Consider the following 16,521-nt stretch of genomic DNA (forward strand, 5'->3'; position numbering starts at 1 on the left):
ACCAGCAAATGACAAGCTGTTTACCACTATACCTTCTGTATAATTATTGAGCACACCTTCGGGCGTGCCATTATTATTCAGGAGGTATTTTTGTATGATTCATTATCGAAAGATATTGGAATTACACGATGAGGGCATCAGCCTTAGGGGCATTGCCTCAAGTACTGGTCATTCTCGTCAAAAAGTAACAGAGATCATCGGCCTTGCCGAAAAGAAAGGGTTAGTCTGTCCGTTAGAGGAAGAAATGACGGATAAGTGGATTGAGGAATTTCTTTTTCCTGAGAAGACACTGGAGGCTTCAGGTCGACACCCCTTGAATTTTGACTATATTCATGAAGAGTTGGCAAAGCCCAATGTCACACTTTCTCTTCTCCACCATGAATATGAAGCTGAATGTAGAGCTAGCCAGAAGATTCCATATTCTTATCGTAGTTTTTTGCGTCATTACAGCAATTATGCAGATAAGTACAAAGCTACCTTACGTATTCGAAGAAAACCGGGCGAAATCATGGAAGTCGATTGGGCGGGTTCCACAGCTTTCATCATTGATAGAGATACTGGAGAAAAGGTAAAAGCCTATGTGTTCGTTGGGACCCTTCCGTGCAGCCAATTTTCATATGCAGAAGCAAGCTTATCTATGGATTCTCATTCATGGATTACACTTCACAATAATGCCTATAAGTATTTTGGTGGCACGACTCAGATTGTCGTTCCAGACAACCTGAAAACGAGCGTTACGAAGCATACGACCCGTGAATTGATATTGAATCCTGCTTACAAAGAGATGGCGGACTACTACAACACTGTCGTCATGCCGGCGAGGGTGCGTACCCCAAAAGATAAAGCTAGTGTAGAAGGTTCGGTTGGAGTGATCTCTACCTGGATTATTGCAGCATTAAGAAATACGCATTGCTTCACAATCGATGAATTGAACGAAGAGGTTAGGAAGAAATTAGATGAATTTAATAAAAGACCCTTCACTCGGAAAAAAGGGTCTCGTTTGTCTGCATTTGAAGAAGAGGAGAAATTTGCGCTTTCTCCCCTTCCAACAGCACCTTATAAAATGTCTGAATGGAAAAAGACAACTGTAGCACCTGACTATCACGTTTCTTTCGATAGTATGTTTTATTCCGTACCATACGAATATATCAATCGAGAAGTCGAGGTGAGAGTGTCCGATAACCTCATAGAAGTATTTTTTAATCATATGAGAATTGCCTCTCATAAACGATTATATGGGAAATTCGGACAGACTACCACCATTCACGACCATATGCCAGATAATCACAAGTTATTCGTTGATCAAACCTCAGAAGCTGCGGTTGAATGGGCAGAAAATATCGGAGAATCAACGTTAAGTGTCATTCGTTATCTTCTAGATACTTCACAAACAGAGAAGCTAGCCCTACAATCTATATTTTCTTTGAAGAAGTTTGAGCGTAGATATACGAAATACGAGATTGAACGTGCTTGTAAGATGGTACTCTCAATGACTAAAAGACCAACGGTCAAGAGTATTCAAACGGTACTGAAGACTAACAAAAAGAATGACGCAGAACAAGAATTAAAACGGAAAACAGAAATAAACACAAATAATTTTGGCTTTACACGTGGAGCTTCTTACTATGGGGGAACGGATAAATGATGAATGAACAAACATTAACCAAATTAATCGAGATGAAATTAAGTGGGATGGCAGAATCCTATAAGGAACAAGCAGCGAATAAAGAATTTCAAAAAATGACTTTTGAAGATCGTTTTAGTTTACTTGTCGATTTAGAACATGCCCGCCGAAAGAGTAATAAGCTTCAACGGTTAATCAAAACGGCGACTTTTCTTAACTCCAATGCATGTATTGAAGACCTTGAATATCATGAGGATCGAAGACTAAACAAAGAACTGATTTTGAAGTTGGCCAGTTGTACTTATATCCTTGATAGTCACAACATTATATTAAAAGGACCTACTGGTTCAGGAAAGTCATTCTTAGCTACTGCCTTCGGAGTATCTGCCTGTCGTCAGTTTTTTAACGTTAAATATATTCGGTTACCAGAATTACTGGATGAGCTGTCACTCGCTAAATTAGCAGCCGACGGAAGTTATCGGAAGAGCATAAAAAAATATACGAAAGTAGACCTCCTTATCCTAGATGAGTGGCTATTAACAGATTTAACAACAGATGAAGCAGCAATCCTCTTGGAAATTACAGAAGCTCGTCATAAGGTGGGTTCCACTATATTCTGTTCACAGATTGATCCTAGTGGATGGCATTTAAAGCTAGGAAATGAAACGATTGCGGAAGCAATCTTAGATCGTATTATTCATGACTCCTATCAAATTCTACTAGATGGAGAAGTTTCTATGCGTGAGCGTCATGGGTTAGGAAGGTAACCTTGATATGCCCACATTAACCCCAACAGAGATTCAGAAGATTGAAGAATACTATTATTGGGTGGGTTATAAAACCTGGATTCCCTTCCCAAAGGAACTAAATGAAAAGCTTTTAGAGGTATACGGGGAGGAACCTGTTCCTTATAGCTGGACTGAGCAAGATATATTTGAAGGGACTAGAAAGATAATCTTCAATTACTTCAGTAACCACTCTAAGTAGTTAATTTAAAATAAAGCTCTACAAGATTACTAGAATGTTAATCTTTAGGGCTTTTTTATGTACTGGTAAATGCGTTGGCGTAGCCTGGTAAATTCCTTGGCGAAGAGTGGTAAAAAAGATGGCAAGGGTGGTAAAATCCCTTGGCTGTATTCACATAACGATGGCATTTGATAAAATATATCACCTCAACAACCATTGTATTTGCAGCAGAACTGTATTTATATTTCCACCTGCTCCCATTTCATGTGAAGGAAATGGGAAAGCATAATACACTTTAGCTTAGGTGCAACCCTTACTATCTTCTATCAACATACATGCCGCTAATATTTCATCGATTTCTTTTTTTATAGGTATACCTAGATCTTTCTCTAAAGCATCAATTGCTTTCAGCCCTATTTTCTTTGCTTTCCCTTTGTATCCATGATTTGCTAGTAGTTGGATATACTGTTTGTAATTTTGTTCATCATACGGATCAATCTTAATTAAATAGTCATACAGAAAAATAGCAGTTTCTGGTTTGTTGTTCTGGTATCTAATTGCATAGGACTTTATTCTATTAAGAAATAATTCACGAACTTCATCACGTCTTTGACTTATAAACTCCTCGTATAAATATTCTTCGAGTAAATCACCTTTATAATTAGATAAAATTTCATTTAGATTTTGCTCACTACTCGTTGAAGGACTGATCAAAAGAATGGTTTCTAGTTCTTTTAAGTCAAAATTAATACTTTCTTCATTAAATTTGTACCAGGAACTTTCTTTCTCAATATATTTCGAGTTCCGACCTGATTTAAGGTTAGGTTCTAACGTTTTACGAAGTACAGAAAGGGCAACATAGAATTGGTTGCTTGCAGCTTCCTCACTTTCATCTGGAAAAAGTTTACCTATAATTTCTTCTTTTGACCACCTCTTTCCATAATGGACAAGGAATAGTAAAAACAAACGCAAACTAGACTTTCTCTTTATTTTTATAGGTTCATCATTAATTGTTATAACAAGTGACCCCATCATTTTCACATTAATGATCGGCTTCCTTCCCTCAATTTGCTCAGTTCTCTTTCGTGTCTTAAGCCACTCATATTCATACTCTTTAATGGTAGAATTCGCATTTTCAATTAATACACATGCTTCTTTCAACTTTTCTTGTTTTAAAAGAACTTCAATTAAGCGCATTTGAACAATGCAGTGTAAATAGTTAAAGTTTTTAAAACACTTTTCTGCTTTCAATAAATATTTTTCTGCAATGTTTATCTTATTCATCTCTTCATAACATACGGCCATTCCCATAAACACCCAGGCCATATCAGCTTGAATACCAAATTTTTCAGCATGTAGAAGGGCTCGATTACACCATTCTAATGCCTTTTCTATATTCCCTATTTTTAAAAAATAGGTACTCATACTACAATAAGGATAAACAACAGCTGCTTGATCACACTTGGTAGAAACATCAATTGCTTGCTCAGCAAAACGACGACCTTTTTCAATTTGCCCTCTATTCATCATAACTTCCGATAAAGTCCATAAGGCATGCATTTGAGCTTGCTCAAAACCTGTCATTTCAGCCATTGCCAAGGCTTCCTTAGCTAATGAAAGGGCTTTTTCTTCCTCATTCATAAAACGATAAGTTTGTGCAATCATACTCGTATTCAAAGCAATCATTCTTACATCATTTGTTTCATATGAAAAACCAAGGCTTTCTTTATAAGCAACTAACGCCTTTTCCAAGTTCCCAGCATAAAAATATATGGTTGCCAAACGATGCTGAAGTTTCATGAGTGTACTTTTACTTTTATTTTCATTCCTTTCCAACGAGATTTTGAGTGGTTCAATTAACTTCTTAGTATGATTAATAGGAGTTGCACGAAATAAAAATAAACTTATTTGAGATAGATTTAGCGAGGGGGACCACTTTTCTAACCATCCATTCATCAGACGAAGGAATTGTTCAGATTCATACCTTTCAGCCATATGTTTTATCATTTCCACAGCTAACACATCTTCTCCTGCAGCCAGAAATTGAGAAAACGCCTCGATAAAACGATATTTCTTTTTATAGAGATTAGCTAAATCCTTATGTAACAATACAACTTTAGCTTTACCCCATTCTTCTTCCATCTTTTTATATAAAAATCTACGAATTAACTCATGTAACCGATAGTTTCCTAATGACCCTTCATATAGAAATAGTTGTAAGCTTTTTAATGTATCTATCCATTGATCTACTAATACATCTGGTTGAAATTCTTTTAGTATCTCTCGTTCAATCTCGCAAGATAATGAACAATAATAAAGAAAGGTCTGAAGGTCTTTTGGAAGTTTCCCTATTATTTCGTTAGCTAAATAATGAGAAATATCCTCACTTTCATGAAGGTGCTCTACAAATTTTTCTCGTTCTAACATGGGGTACTCTTTTATAATTCCGGCAAACAATGTAATACCTGCCGGCCACCCTTCCATTTCATTATAGCTACGTTCAATCTCATAATCAGAAAGATTTACATGATATATTGAACGTAGCAATGTCTGTGTTTCATCCTTTGTTAACGCTAAATCTTTTTGAGTAAGGTGCAATAAATCACCTTGTAATTTCATACGACTTGTGGGAAATGTCGATGGGAGCCTTCTCCCAATTAATACAAATGTAATGGTTGATGGAAATTGACTCATATAAGAAACAAATAATCTTATTTCTTCATCATTAATATGCAATATATCCATTCCATCTATAACGATCCACAATGAATCTTTATTGTCGATGAACGAAGAACTTATTTTCTCTTTAATTAAATGAGAACCAGAAATTTGAATATTACCTCTTATATTTTGTATATCTTGTTCAATGGTATGGATTAATTCTGAAAGATTATTAGATGAACGATCAATTGAATACCAAAGATACTCTATTTTTTGTTGAAGTATGTAGGAGGAAATGAGTGATGTTTTTCCATATCCCGTACCACCAGTCAATGCAATAACTTTCTTTGTGGGATATTTATTAAGCTTTAAAAAAAGTCGTTCACGGACAAGTATTTTTTCCTTAACAGAAAGAACTGTCGAATATATCATTGATTAACCTTCTGCTCCTTTTTCAATAACATACACCCTTTTTGACTTAATATTCTGATTTTTTTAAAATTATATCTAATTTTTATTCTTTTTACAACTACTTTGTAAGCGCTTTAGTAAGGTTGTAGTAAGATTTTATTAGTAAGATGAAATTAGTAATAGAGAGGGAATCAATTCTTACTTCTCTTTCACCTTACACTTATTCATATTAAGGGAGGCTTTTATTATGTCTAACAATGACACGACGAACAAATTTAACCCTATGTTTTGGATGAAAAATCCTGGCAATACACCTAAAGGAGACCATCGTGACTTCGTTAATCCAGATCTGATACCGTGGACAGATTGGTTAATGCCAGGTACTCGATTTAAATTATTAATGTGTGACTTAGTATCTGGGAATTTCACACTATTATTACAAGTAGATCCAGGCGTTAAAGCAGCAGTACACTGGCACCTTCATAATACCGAAGCTTTTATTCTTGAGGGCGGTTTTTATTATGAAGATAGCGATGATAAGGGTTACAAAGGATATTATACATGTGAGAGTGCTGGAGCGATTCATGAACCTTTCACTTCCCCTGAAGGCGTAACAATGTTTGCTGTTTCGCATGGACCAATTGGAGGTTATGATGATGATGGGAACTTAGCTGTGATGGCTGATGCTAGACTTCATTATTACATGGCCCGAGACAATAATGCAGTTGAATATACGACTGTAGTTGACTACACTCATAGCACAACAAGTCTCCATAAGTAGACATTTATTCGTAAACAATTTAATACTAATCAACCAAACCACTGTAATCCTTTACACAAACAAAATATAATGCTATAAGCACCTCCTGGTACGATGCATGAATCATTTTATTCAAGGGAGGTGCTTTTTATATGTCGAAACAAGACTAACATGTGTTCCCGTTTCGCTGGATCCTGATTATATGTTAGCCTTATGGGAATTTCTTCTGATTAAAGTTTATTGATCCAGTACCTTCTTTCCTAAAAAAACGGACTCCGCCCTAGAGGATGTGCTGATTGGTGAATATCAATTTTCTGATAAATAGTATATGCGTGCCTCATAGAAAATGTCCTGTTTCCAATGCACATGCCCTAGTAAGAGGTCCAAAAGCTTTTCCGCTCCCATATGCCTAGGAAGAAACGCCTCCCTCCTCCCATTACTCCATCAGGATTACATTACTATATAAGTATTAAGCTTCCTTACTAGAACATCAGACTTACCCAGGCGAGCATGATATTGGAATGAAGGCGGACAAAAGCAACCCAACCGCGAGGAATGAATGCCTATTTAAAAAGGGGCGAGAAAAAGTGGCTTCCCTCCTCACCGCTTTACCTAGTATCATTGCGCCATGCGTTTTGGTACACAATATTTCAAAAATTAAATTTCAGCCTAAATTTCTTCATGAATTAGAATGTGGAAGTATATATAATTAAAATAAAAACAAGTAAACTAATTAATTCTAATAAGAAAGGTCGAATGAGATTACAAATGATTATTGATTGCCACTTCCATGTTGATGAAACGATGTTATCGCTAGATAAAATGATTGAAGAAATGGATAAAAACAATGTTAAGAAAACAGCATTAATTCCACCTGTTAATGAAACTATGTTTGAAAAAGAAAGTAAATACCAGGATAACCTTCACCGCTTATTCCGCTTTTTAATCTTAAATTTCCCCAGAGTAGGTTTTAAGATTTATGACGGATTAGTTAAAGATGGTTACTTTAAAGTGAATGGAAGCTTTAAGATTTTTTCCGAGCCAAATAATGACCTTGTAGCAAATGCAATAAAAAGCTATCCTGATCGTTTTCTAGGATGGGCAGCCGTTAACCCCACTGTTCAAGAATCTGTGGAGACGTTAGAAACATACCTTAACCTACCTGGTTTTATCGGTGTAAAAGCCCATCCATTTATGCATATGTATAGTATTAAAAAGCTTGATTCCATTGGATACTTATGCCAAAAAAGAGACCTCCCAATGATTATACATCTATCTTCAGAACCAGATTCCTACAGATACTTACCTGACAAATATCCCAATCTAAAAGTTATTTATGCTCATGCAGGACTTCCTTTTTGGAAAAGCCTGTGGCAATACGCAAAGGAAAAATCCAATGTTTATGTGGACACTTCAAGTGATTACCTTACACCCTCTATCGTAAGAAATGTAGTTCAGGCACTTGGATTTCGAAAGGTATTGTATGGCTGCGATGGCCCATATGGAATGAAAAATTTTAATGAGTATGATTACTCGGATAAAATGAGCTGGATTGATTCTTTAGATATTCCTCAAGAAAATAAGGAATTTATTCTAGGGAAAAATTTTATGAACTTGATAAAGAGTTGAGATCCTGCCTTTAAGAGAATGTATAATTCAAAAAAATATAATATTCTATAGCATTATTTTATATAATCAAGTTATCACGGCTAAAAATCTCAATTAAATTAAACAATTGGAACCTCTTATACCTTTAATGTATAAAGATTGCAGAGTGGTGCATTACTGCTCTGCGGTTTTGTACAATTCCTTGCAATTTCGAAGTAACTCCTCAATCTGGCTCCATTCGCATAGATATTCTAGTTCTTATAATCTATGTTAGTAGCACAAATTATCAATTAATAAAAACACTAAAATTGAATATTTGATGAAAAAATTCAGCCAGAGGGTTCTTTCGATTTTATAAGTTATTGGACTTACTCTTTCAGCGAATAACCACAATAATCGCAGCAACTTCTCTAAAAGTGGAGGTAAGTTCCTCATTATCTGTAAGGCCATCTTTATCCGCATTTTTTATTATTTGGATCGGTACCGAGAACGGGTTCACTATAATCAGGTACCCCTTCGCCATCCGTGTCTATTAGGTAATCAAGCTTAACGGGATCCGATTCATTGTATTTTAGCAGCCTTTGGATATTTTTTTGCTATAACCTCTAAATGACACAATTTATTCCAAACATGTCCAGTGTTTAAACCGATTTAATTCGCTTTCTGAGCTCCCTCCAGGACATCGAGCGAACGAGTGTTCTCTACAGGCAAATTCTCTCACTTGTGCACCGCTTTATACAGCAGCAGACCCTGCAACATTATGCCAAACCAAGGTCTGTCCGCCGGCGGATCTCCTAAGTTCAGTTTAAAATTTCGCCTGAGCCCACCCCCTCCTCCCCCCCTTCACCCCATGATGATACTTTATATTATCTCTTTCAATATTAACTCTTTCACCTAAAACCGTAGCAATCGAGCATCGATATCCGTGAGGAGTTACGTATTTTCTCCTTTCGAGCCGAGCACTTTATTTATTTTATTGGTATGAAGTTGATCTGTTTATATCGAAGCGGCTTTCCTGCCAATCCATGTAACAGCTGATCATCTGGTTGAAGAACATAGTTGTTGATATGCTGTTTGATTTCATGCATAAGTCGTTTGTGGGATTGGAAAACATTGAGGCTTTAGTTTGCTGTTTAACTTGTCCGGCTCATAAAGAATCCATTCTTTATCTATATCAACGTCATTAACTTTTATGTGGGATAAAGCATGGCCACTGAGTCCAGTGAAAAACAGAATGCCAATAGTTACTCCTAAGTTTATTCTCTCTTCCTCATCAAGTTTTTTCCAACGCTCTTGAATTATGCCCAATGAATCCGTCTGGAATCTCAGCAACTTTAAATGGATTGCTTTTTATGGTTCCTAACCCTTGGTAAAAACTAAATATACTCGACAGAGATGCCTGTCTTCGCTTAATTGTCTTAAAAGCAACACTTTCCGCTGATAAATTCTTTCCCATTTGTCTATATAATGAAGAGAAATAAAAAGAGTATCTGGTCTTCTTTTTTGAAGATCAGATACTCTTTTTGTTTTTACCTCATACTCACTCTTCCTTAATAATTGTAACTTCATGCTTGATGGTAATTTCAGTATTTACTTTAACGGATTAATTCTCATCAATCTCATTGCATTCAGTACAACGAGCACAGCTGCTAATACATCTGCTAAAGCAACGAATAGCAGTGAAGCAAATCCAGGAACAATGAGTATCATTGTAATGAAGTTAATTCCGTTTGAAAACCAAATGTTTTGTTTAATATTTCTTAGTGTAGCCCTGCTCAACCTGACCGTAAATGGCAGTTTCGTTAAATCATCCGCCATTAAAGCAATATCGGCTGTTTCGAGGGCTGCATCTGTCCCGGCTACTCCCATTGCAATTCCTAAATTTGATGTTGCCAGTGCTGGTGCATCATTGATGCCATCACCAACCATTGCAATTTTGCCGTATTTCTTCTGAAGTTCTTTAACAGCTTTTACTTTGTCCTCAGGGAGTAATTCAGCACGGAAATCATCTATACCAATTTGTTCAGCGATTGCCTGTGCAGTTGCCTGGTTATCACCCGTCAGCATGATCGTATGTTTAATTCCCGAATCTTTAAGCTTGGCAATAGCATCTTTACTTAGCTCACGTACTTCATCAGCAACAGCAATAACGCCCAAAGTTCTATCCTCCGTGCCCAGGATCATTGCCGTCTTTCCTTGTTGATGCAATTTTTCTATATCCACTTTGATTCCTTTAAGTTCAATGCTCATTCCATCAAATAGACGGGGATTTCCAATATAATAGGTTTCCCCATTCACTATTGCTTTAGCGCCCTTTCCTGTAATGGAAGAAAAGTCTTCCGCTTCAGAAAATGGTATTTTATCACGCTCTGCTTTACGTACAATTGCTGCTGCTAACGGATGTTCGGAGTATTTTTCAATTGCTGCAGAAATACCTAAGAATTCTACTTCAGAGATACCTTCCATAGTAATGATATCTGTTACCTCGGGACGACCAACAGTAAGTGTCCCGGTCTTGTCGAATGCAATAGCATTGATTGCCCCTGCTTCTTCAAGGAACACCCCTCCCTTGATTAAAACTCCATTTTTAGCGGAATTTCCAATCGCTGAAATGATGGAAACAGGACTTGAGATTACGAGAGCACATGGACAAGCGGCAATTAGAAGAGCTAACCCTCTATAAATCCAATCATTCCAAATTCCTCCAAAGAATAAAGGTGGAATAACCGTAATTAATACAGCCAGCGCAATAACAACAGGGGTATAAATTTTTGCAAACTTGTCTATATACTCTTGGCTTTTTGCTCTTTGTCCTTGAGCTTCTTGGACAAGATGGATGATTTTAGCCAAAGTTGTATCTTCTACTCGTTTTGTTACTTTTACCTGAATGGATCCTTGCTGGTTAATTGTACCGGCATAGACTTCATTTCCCACTTCTTTTTCAACTGGCATTGATTCACCTGTTATGGCCGCTTGATTGATAGATGAGGATCCTTTAACGATAGTACCATCCATGGCAATTTTTTCACCAGGTTTCACAACCATGATATCATCGACTAGAATATCTTCTACCTCAAGGCGTAATTCTTGCCCTTTTCTAATAATAGCTGCTTCTTTTGGTGCAAGCCCCATCAGAGCCTTAATGGAGTTACGAGCTTTCTCTAGTGTATAGACAGATAGAGTATTGCTTAGTGAGAAAAAGATTACTACTAATGCGCCCTCTATCCATTCTCCAATTGCTACAGCACCAACAACGGCAATTGCCATTAAAACATTCATATCAAAATTTAATTTTTTCAGTCCATATAGTGCACTTCTTGCTGTTTTATAACCACCTATTATAATTGAGAGTGCTAAAAGCGAAATTTCTGTTTCTTCGTAGCCTGCCAAGCCTATTAGCCAGCCTGCCAGAAACAATACAGCAGACAAGCCTGTTATTATTGAATCCTTGTGGGCTTGAAGGAATGGTTTAGCTTCTTCTTCATCATTTTTCATACCCATAGGCTTGGCGGTTACGCCTTCTTTTTCAGCTTCCTTTATGACCTTTTCGTGAGGGACTTCACCCTCTACGATTAAATTAGAGGCACCAAAGTTTATAGTTGCATTTATGGTACCAGGTAATTCAGAAACTCTCTGCTCAACCTGAGCAGCACAGCCTGCTCAATGAAGACCTGACAATAAGTACGTTGTGCGAGGTGCTGAAACAGTCTTTTCTTCTGTTGTCATGTTATTTTCCTCCTATCCAAAAAAATCTTTATTATTTCCAATTCAACCGATATGATTTTCACAGCAAGCAACGTCACTTTGGACTTCTTCAAGCACGACATCGAACATGGTTAATAAGTCTCTCACTTTTTGATTGCTTAAACTATAGTAGACGTACTTCCCTTCCTGTCTGCCGACAATCAAGCCGCAGCCTTTTAGACAAGAAATATGTTGAGAGATACTGGACTGGCTGCCATCCAAGTCTTGGACAATCTGAGATACCGTTTTTTCTTCCTCTTTGATACACTCCAGGATTTGAATTCTCATTTTATGAGCAAAACCTTGCAGGAACTTAACTTTTGTTTCCATATCAATCCCTTTTAACAATCGTAACCCCTCCAACTCATATTAGATATATCTAATACGTCTTATTGATAACATATTACCAATTTCTAATATGTGTGTCAAAGTTAATACAAAAAAACACATTAAAAGAAAAGGTGTTTTCATTAGTAAGCAATTTTCTTGAACAAGTTATACTAACTGTGTATCTGTTTTAACTTTTATTTGAACCATTCTTAAGCTTGAATTACCCTGCTTATGGCTATTATCATTCATTTCTGCATTTCAGAACACCGCTATTGTCAACAGGATGATTAACGATTTAAAGAATTTCAAATCCACGCCCCTATTCATAAGTTTTTCTTAATAGCTTAATGTCTGAAATAATTTCGTCATAAGGTACATCCTGGACACCGCTATAATCCTTGTCCACTCTTCCTTCTTTATTTACTAAGTAAAAGCTTGTACCGTGTATTACCTGGTTGGAAGAAGGGTCATCAGTGACCAATACTTTGAAGGATTCTTTTGCAAAAGAAGAGATTTCACGTAATTCATACCCAGTTAATAGATCCCAGTTTTCTGTATTGGCTTCGTACATTCCAATAAAATCTTTTAACACTTCAGGTGTATCCACTTCCGGGTCTACACTGAAGGAAACGATTCTCACATCTTTTCCCCCTTCTTCTTCCAATTTCTTTTGAACTGAGTGAGATTATAAGTCATTGGGGGACAGACAGTGTCACAGTTGGTAAATATAAAATCTGCAACCCATATGGAACCTTTCAAATCTGATAATCCGACTTCCTCATTATTTTGGTTAGTATAGGTGAAATCCTCAACTTCCCAGTCTGATTCTGCTTCAAATGTTGCACACCCGGCTAAAGTGATGGATGAAATGATAGCCAAAATAGTTAATAAAAAAATTCTATTATTCATATTTTAAACCCCTTTTATGAATTTAATGTCATTCTAACTTAAACCATTTAACGATAGGAATTAAAAAATGAAAATCATGTGAACCCTTTAAGCAATAACTACTCGCTCGAAAAAATTTTACGGGTATGTATATAAAAATTGAGTATATTTATTTCATTAATTTTTTATTGGCACAAATAAAGCCTGCAGAACTGGCCATAACCGGTACTGCAGGACTGCTTTAGCTAACCCTGTTTATTATTAATCAACAAAGAGAATATTGTGATGAGAGTAAATGCAGATAATGCGAGAAAAGGAATGGTGATAAACCCTAACCAATTTATATATTCTGCACTGCAAGGCACACCGCTCACACATTCCTTTATTCCTCCAAAACCCGGCACTTTCTGTTCCAAATAATGAAAGAAAGAGATAACCCCTCCCACAATTGACATTGGAAGAACTACCTTTTTCAATCCAGAATCATTTTGGAATGTGGCAACCCCAAGGATAAGGGTGAGCGGATACATACCGATTCGTTGATACCAGCATAATTCACAAGGGATGAATCCCCTAATTTCACTGAAATACAAGCTCCCTAAGGTAGCAATAACAGATACTAACCAGGCACTATACAAAAAAACTTGATTTTTCCCCATTACTCTTGCCCTTCTTCAATTAATGCTTTAATTTTTTCATAATCATAGGGGTCTTCAAGCATCGTACCATTTATTATGATGGTTGGTGTTTTCTGTATATTAAAATCTTGAACAAGTGAACTATCTACATTTACTTCCTCCATGTATGTTTGCTGCTCAATGTCCTGCCTAAATTGATCTGCCTCAATGTCTGTAGTTTTTTTAGCCACCTCAACAAGTTTGTCTACTGTAATCCATAGTGCATCATGGTTATCCGCAGGCTGTTCTTCAAACAATTTTTTATGGAACTCCCAATATGAACCTGGATCATTCTTCAATATTGACTCAGCAGCTAATGCACTTAATGTAGATTCTTTCCCATGGAATTCAGTATTAATGTAAGTAAAATTGGCTTTTCCTGTATCAATGAAGTCCGCTTTCAACTGCGGATAAATCATTTCTCCCCATGCTTTACAAGCAGGGCATTTAAAGTCGCCAAATTCTACTACTGAGGCAGGTGCATCCTTTTTTCCAATCATAGGCTGATTTGCCGTCGGTGGATGCGACTCTAGAGTTTGATCAGTGTCTTTACTCTTATTAGTTAACACTACTATCATTGCTAATAGGATCACAACTGCTAGAGTGATCAAGACAAGATATTTCATTGGGGATGATTTCTTGCTATTCATTCTTTCACCTCAAATTGAATTTTCATAAAAACTACCAAGCATAAAGCTATCTACTAACCCATTAAAAACTATCGCCGTTTATCAGCTGAGCGATACAGATTAGCTTTGCTGTTCCCATTCGAGTTTCTCACATCGTTAATCGAAATAGGCTGATTCTATAGAGAAAGTCAAAGGCCTATAGAACATTTAGCCAGTTTATAAATCTAACAGAAAAAGCTAATACAATATTACCAAAACATATTAGGGGTGTCTAATATGTTTTGGCTTATCACAAAAATTCTCATATTAAAATTCATCTATAAGAAGATTTATGTAGCTTTTAAACTCTATATAAAGAGCCTTCAATCTATTATGTCCGGCGCTATTTTTAATAGCGCCGGACAGTAAGAGAATGAAATGATAAAGCCAGATAGCGGGAGTCGTGGTAGGGATGGTGATATTTGGAATCATAGTAATCCTTGCCGTTTCCTGTTTACTATCTAAAACGGCTTTAAAAGGGGTAGCCGACACATTATTAGAACTCCCTCCATACCGCAAGCCGAAGTTTCTCAACACAATTGTTGTCCGTACTACTCTTGACAAGTCTGTCTTTGTTCTAAAAAGAGCGATCATGATTGGCGAAACCAGCATTCTAATGCACATGGTTCAATTTTTCGATCCTTTTGTCCGGCAGTTTGGAATGGACGGCTTTATCCTTATGGCTTTCATTTTGGGATTACCTGCAAATGAAATCGTCCTTCCCATTCTATTAATGTCCTATTTATCTAAAGGTGCTATGATTGAAGTGGAGGATCTCGATTCATAGAAACAAATCTTTATCGATTAAGGATGGACGTGGGTAACTCCATTGAATATGATGCTATTCTCACCTCTCCATTTTTCATGCGGAACGACGCTGATCAACATCTATAAAGAAACACAAAGCAAGAAGTGGACGTTCCTTTCTTTTGCTATCCCAAGCGGTTTGGCCATTGGAGTACATTTGCTATCGCTCAACTTGCCATATTCTTTGGCTGGGGTTAACCGGGTATAAGCCATGCCTTAAGCCATCAAACTGTTGATCAAGGAGGGAATAAAAGTTGTTAACCGCCATTTTATTATTCATCGTAGCAGGTATTGCGGAAATTGGGGGCGGCTATCTCATATGGTTATGGCTGAGAGAGAATTCATCTCCCTGGTACGGAGTTTGGGGCGGATTCATCTTAATCCTTTATGGCATTGTCCCTACCCTTCAAAACTTCCCTGCATTCGGAAGAGTTTATGCGGCATACGGCGGCGTGTTTGTCGTCCTTTCCATCCTGTGGGGCTGGTGGGTCGATAAAAACACGCCTGATGTTTATGACTTTGTAGGACCGGCAATTTGTGTGCTTGGTGTATCGGTTATCTTATGGGCACCCAGATAAAAAAGCTGAAGTGACCCCGTGGTTACTTCAGCTTTTTATTTTTTGATAGTAAAGTAATCATAAAAACTTATGCTTCCCTATATCCACTGGGAATAAATGTCCTATTCAAAGAGGTGCTTAAAGAAGCCGGCCACCCTCACCGCTATACGTAGCATCATTTGCGTCATAGGTTTGCCACCTAACTTCTGTACCAGAGCAAGAGAATGTACACTATATAAGGTTGATTTGCATCCCCTCCAGAAACTACTGGGGCATGAAAGCCTGTTAAGGACTCGAATATGCTCTTATTGGCTTTCATTCGAAAAGATTTTTTAAAGCAAAAAGCTACCAACTGCATGGTAGCTTTTTGCTGAAGCAATTGAACCTGCCCAGCTTATCTGCAGATAGTTTCCTAGCTAATTAAGGAATAGCCCTAATATGATAAACGCACTCTGGACACGGAACGTCTACACTAACATTTAATTAAATTTGGAAGGGTTGGATTTCAGGTGTTCGGGTCTTCAAATGGTCATTTCAGTTAAGCCTTTTCCTGGTAGCCAGGTAAGCAATTAACGCAGCCAGGATTCCAGCAGTCAATTTACCTACAATCATAGGTACCAAATACTCTTTGTCCACTGCGGCGACAAAGCCCAAATGGCTCCCCAATACAAACAGGGGTAATAAAGCTAAAAAATCATATATTAAGTAAGAAAATCGACATAATTTCAAAACCAATTGACTGACTTAAGAATTGAGATGTGGACCAAAGTGACATCTATATAGATTGTAAATTTTATCAACTTCCTGCTATGTTCAATTA

The 16,521-nt window shown here is 37.0% G+C and carries 11 protein-coding genes and 3 pseudogenes; 6 read left to right on the forward strand and 8 right to left on the reverse strand.

Annotation, left to right across the window (positions count from 1 at the left end):
- Positions 1-94 precede the first annotated feature (94 nt).
- Together istA and istB are read left to right on the forward strand one after the other, a co-directional pair.
- Positions 95-1,645 carry an IS21 family transposase gene (gene istA, locus BSG1_RS05595; protein ID WP_006835956.1) on the forward strand — a complete coding sequence of 517 codons (1,551 nt, stop codon included), beginning with the start codon at positions 95-97 and terminating at the stop codon, positions 1,643-1,645.
- Positions 1,642-2,391 carry an IS21-like element helper ATPase IstB gene (gene istB, locus BSG1_RS05600; RefSeq protein WP_006835957.1) on the forward strand — a complete coding sequence of 250 codons (750 nt, stop codon included), beginning with the start codon at positions 1,642-1,644 and terminating at the stop codon, positions 2,389-2,391. Before istA ends, istB begins: the two co-directional genes overlap by 4 nt.
- 499 nt (positions 2,392-2,890) lie before the next feature.
- Here istB and BSG1_RS05610 read toward each other — a convergent pair whose 3' ends face one another.
- Entirely contained in the window at positions 2,891-5,683 is a 2,793-nt protein-coding gene (locus BSG1_RS05610; protein ID WP_006835959.1) for a BTAD domain-containing putative transcriptional regulator, read from the reverse strand.
- 226 nt (positions 5,684-5,909) lie between these two features.
- Between BSG1_RS05610 and BSG1_RS05615 the strand changes: the two genes are divergently transcribed.
- On the forward strand, positions 5,910-6,443 hold the full coding sequence (locus tag BSG1_RS05615; RefSeq protein WP_006835960.1) for a 2,4'-dihydroxyacetophenone dioxygenase family protein: 534 nt from the start codon (positions 5,910-5,912) through the stop codon (positions 6,441-6,443).
- Between the two features lie 672 nt (positions 6,444-7,115).
- Entirely contained in the window at positions 7,116-8,051 is a 936-nt protein-coding gene (locus tag BSG1_RS05620) for an amidohydrolase family protein (protein ID WP_156791409.1), read from the forward strand.
- A 1,059-nt stretch (positions 8,052-9,110) separates the two neighbouring features.
- Here BSG1_RS05620 and BSG1_RS05625 read toward each other — a convergent pair.
- The 6 genes and pseudogenes from BSG1_RS05625 to BSG1_RS05650 form a co-directional block, all read right to left on the reverse strand.
- Positions 9,111-9,338, reverse strand: coding sequence for a hypothetical protein (locus BSG1_RS05625; RefSeq protein WP_156791410.1), 228 nt, complete (start codon positions 9,336-9,338; stop codon positions 9,111-9,113).
- Between the two features lie 282 nt (positions 9,339-9,620).
- A pseudogene (locus BSG1_RS05630) lies at positions 9,621-11,690 on the reverse strand (heavy metal translocating P-type ATPase); the annotation flags it as partial.
- A gap of 108 nt (positions 11,691-11,798) precedes the next feature.
- Positions 11,799-12,104, reverse strand: a complete 306-nt coding sequence (locus BSG1_RS05635; protein WP_044022476.1) for a metalloregulator ArsR/SmtB family transcription factor — start codon at positions 12,102-12,104, stop codon at positions 11,799-11,801.
- A gap of 319 nt (positions 12,105-12,423) precedes the next feature.
- Positions 12,424-13,013 (reverse strand): annotated as a pseudogene (locus tag BSG1_RS05640) (SCO family protein).
- A gap of 224 nt (positions 13,014-13,237) precedes the next feature.
- Positions 13,238-13,651 (reverse strand): disulfide oxidoreductase, encoded by a 414-nt coding sequence (locus tag BSG1_RS05645; protein WP_006835971.1) that lies wholly within the window; start codon positions 13,649-13,651, stop codon positions 13,238-13,240.
- On the reverse strand, positions 13,651-14,319 hold the full coding sequence (locus BSG1_RS05650; RefSeq protein ID WP_044022465.1) for a DsbA family protein: 669 nt from the start codon (positions 14,317-14,319) through the stop codon (positions 13,651-13,653). The genes BSG1_RS05645 and BSG1_RS05650 overlap by 1 nt, the downstream gene beginning before the upstream one ends.
- A gap of 412 nt (positions 14,320-14,731) precedes the next feature.
- On the opposite strand from BSG1_RS05650, the pseudogene BSG1_RS20165 reads away from it, so the two are divergent.
- Together BSG1_RS20165 and BSG1_RS05660 are read left to right on the forward strand one after the other, a co-directional pair.
- A pseudogene (locus BSG1_RS20165) lies at positions 14,732-15,352 on the forward strand (nucleoside recognition domain-containing protein); the annotation flags it as partial.
- A 46-nt stretch (positions 15,353-15,398) separates the two neighbouring features.
- Positions 15,399-15,722 (forward strand): YnfA family protein, encoded by a 324-nt coding sequence (locus tag BSG1_RS05660; RefSeq protein WP_006835975.1) that lies wholly within the window; start codon positions 15,399-15,401, stop codon positions 15,720-15,722.
- A 513-nt stretch (positions 15,723-16,235) separates the two neighbouring features.
- Here BSG1_RS05660 and eutH read toward each other — a convergent pair.
- Positions 16,236-16,436 carry an ethanolamine utilization protein EutH gene (gene eutH / locus BSG1_RS21295; RefSeq protein ID WP_083802846.1) on the reverse strand — a complete coding sequence of 67 codons (201 nt, stop codon included), beginning with the start codon at positions 16,434-16,436 and terminating at the stop codon, positions 16,236-16,238.
- Positions 16,437-16,521 lie beyond the last annotated feature (85 nt).

Source organism: Bacillus sp. SG-1 (assembly GCF_000181495.1).
In the GTDB taxonomy this organism is placed as follows: Bacteria; Bacillota; Bacilli; order Bacillales; family Bacillaceae_B; genus Rossellomorea.

What these genes read in the sequence shown, in the direction of transcription:
- BSG1_RS05635 (WP_044022476.1), bottom strand. Translation starts at nt 12,104, where the DNA reads ATGGAAACAAAAGTTAAGTTCCTGCAAGGTTTTGCTCATAAAATGAGA.
- BSG1_RS05610 (WP_006835959.1), bottom strand. Translation starts at nt 5,683, where the DNA reads ATGATATATTCGACAGTTCTTTCTGTTAAGGAAAAAATACTTGTCCGT.
- BSG1_RS05650 (WP_044022465.1), bottom strand. Translation starts at nt 14,319, where the DNA reads ATGAATAGCAAGAAATCATCCCCAATGAAATATCTTGTCTTGATCACT.
- istB (WP_006835957.1), top strand. Translation starts at nt 1,642, where the DNA reads ATGATGAATGAACAAACATTAACCAAATTAATCGAGATGAAATTAAGT.
- BSG1_RS05615 (WP_006835960.1), top strand. Translation starts at nt 5,910, where the DNA reads ATGTCTAACAATGACACGACGAACAAATTTAACCCTATGTTTTGGATG.
- BSG1_RS05645 (WP_006835971.1), bottom strand. Translation starts at nt 13,651, where the DNA reads ATGGGGAAAAATCAAGTTTTTTTGTATAGTGCCTGGTTAGTATCTGTT.
- istA (WP_006835956.1), top strand. Translation starts at nt 95, where the DNA reads ATGATTCATTATCGAAAGATATTGGAATTACACGATGAGGGCATCAGC.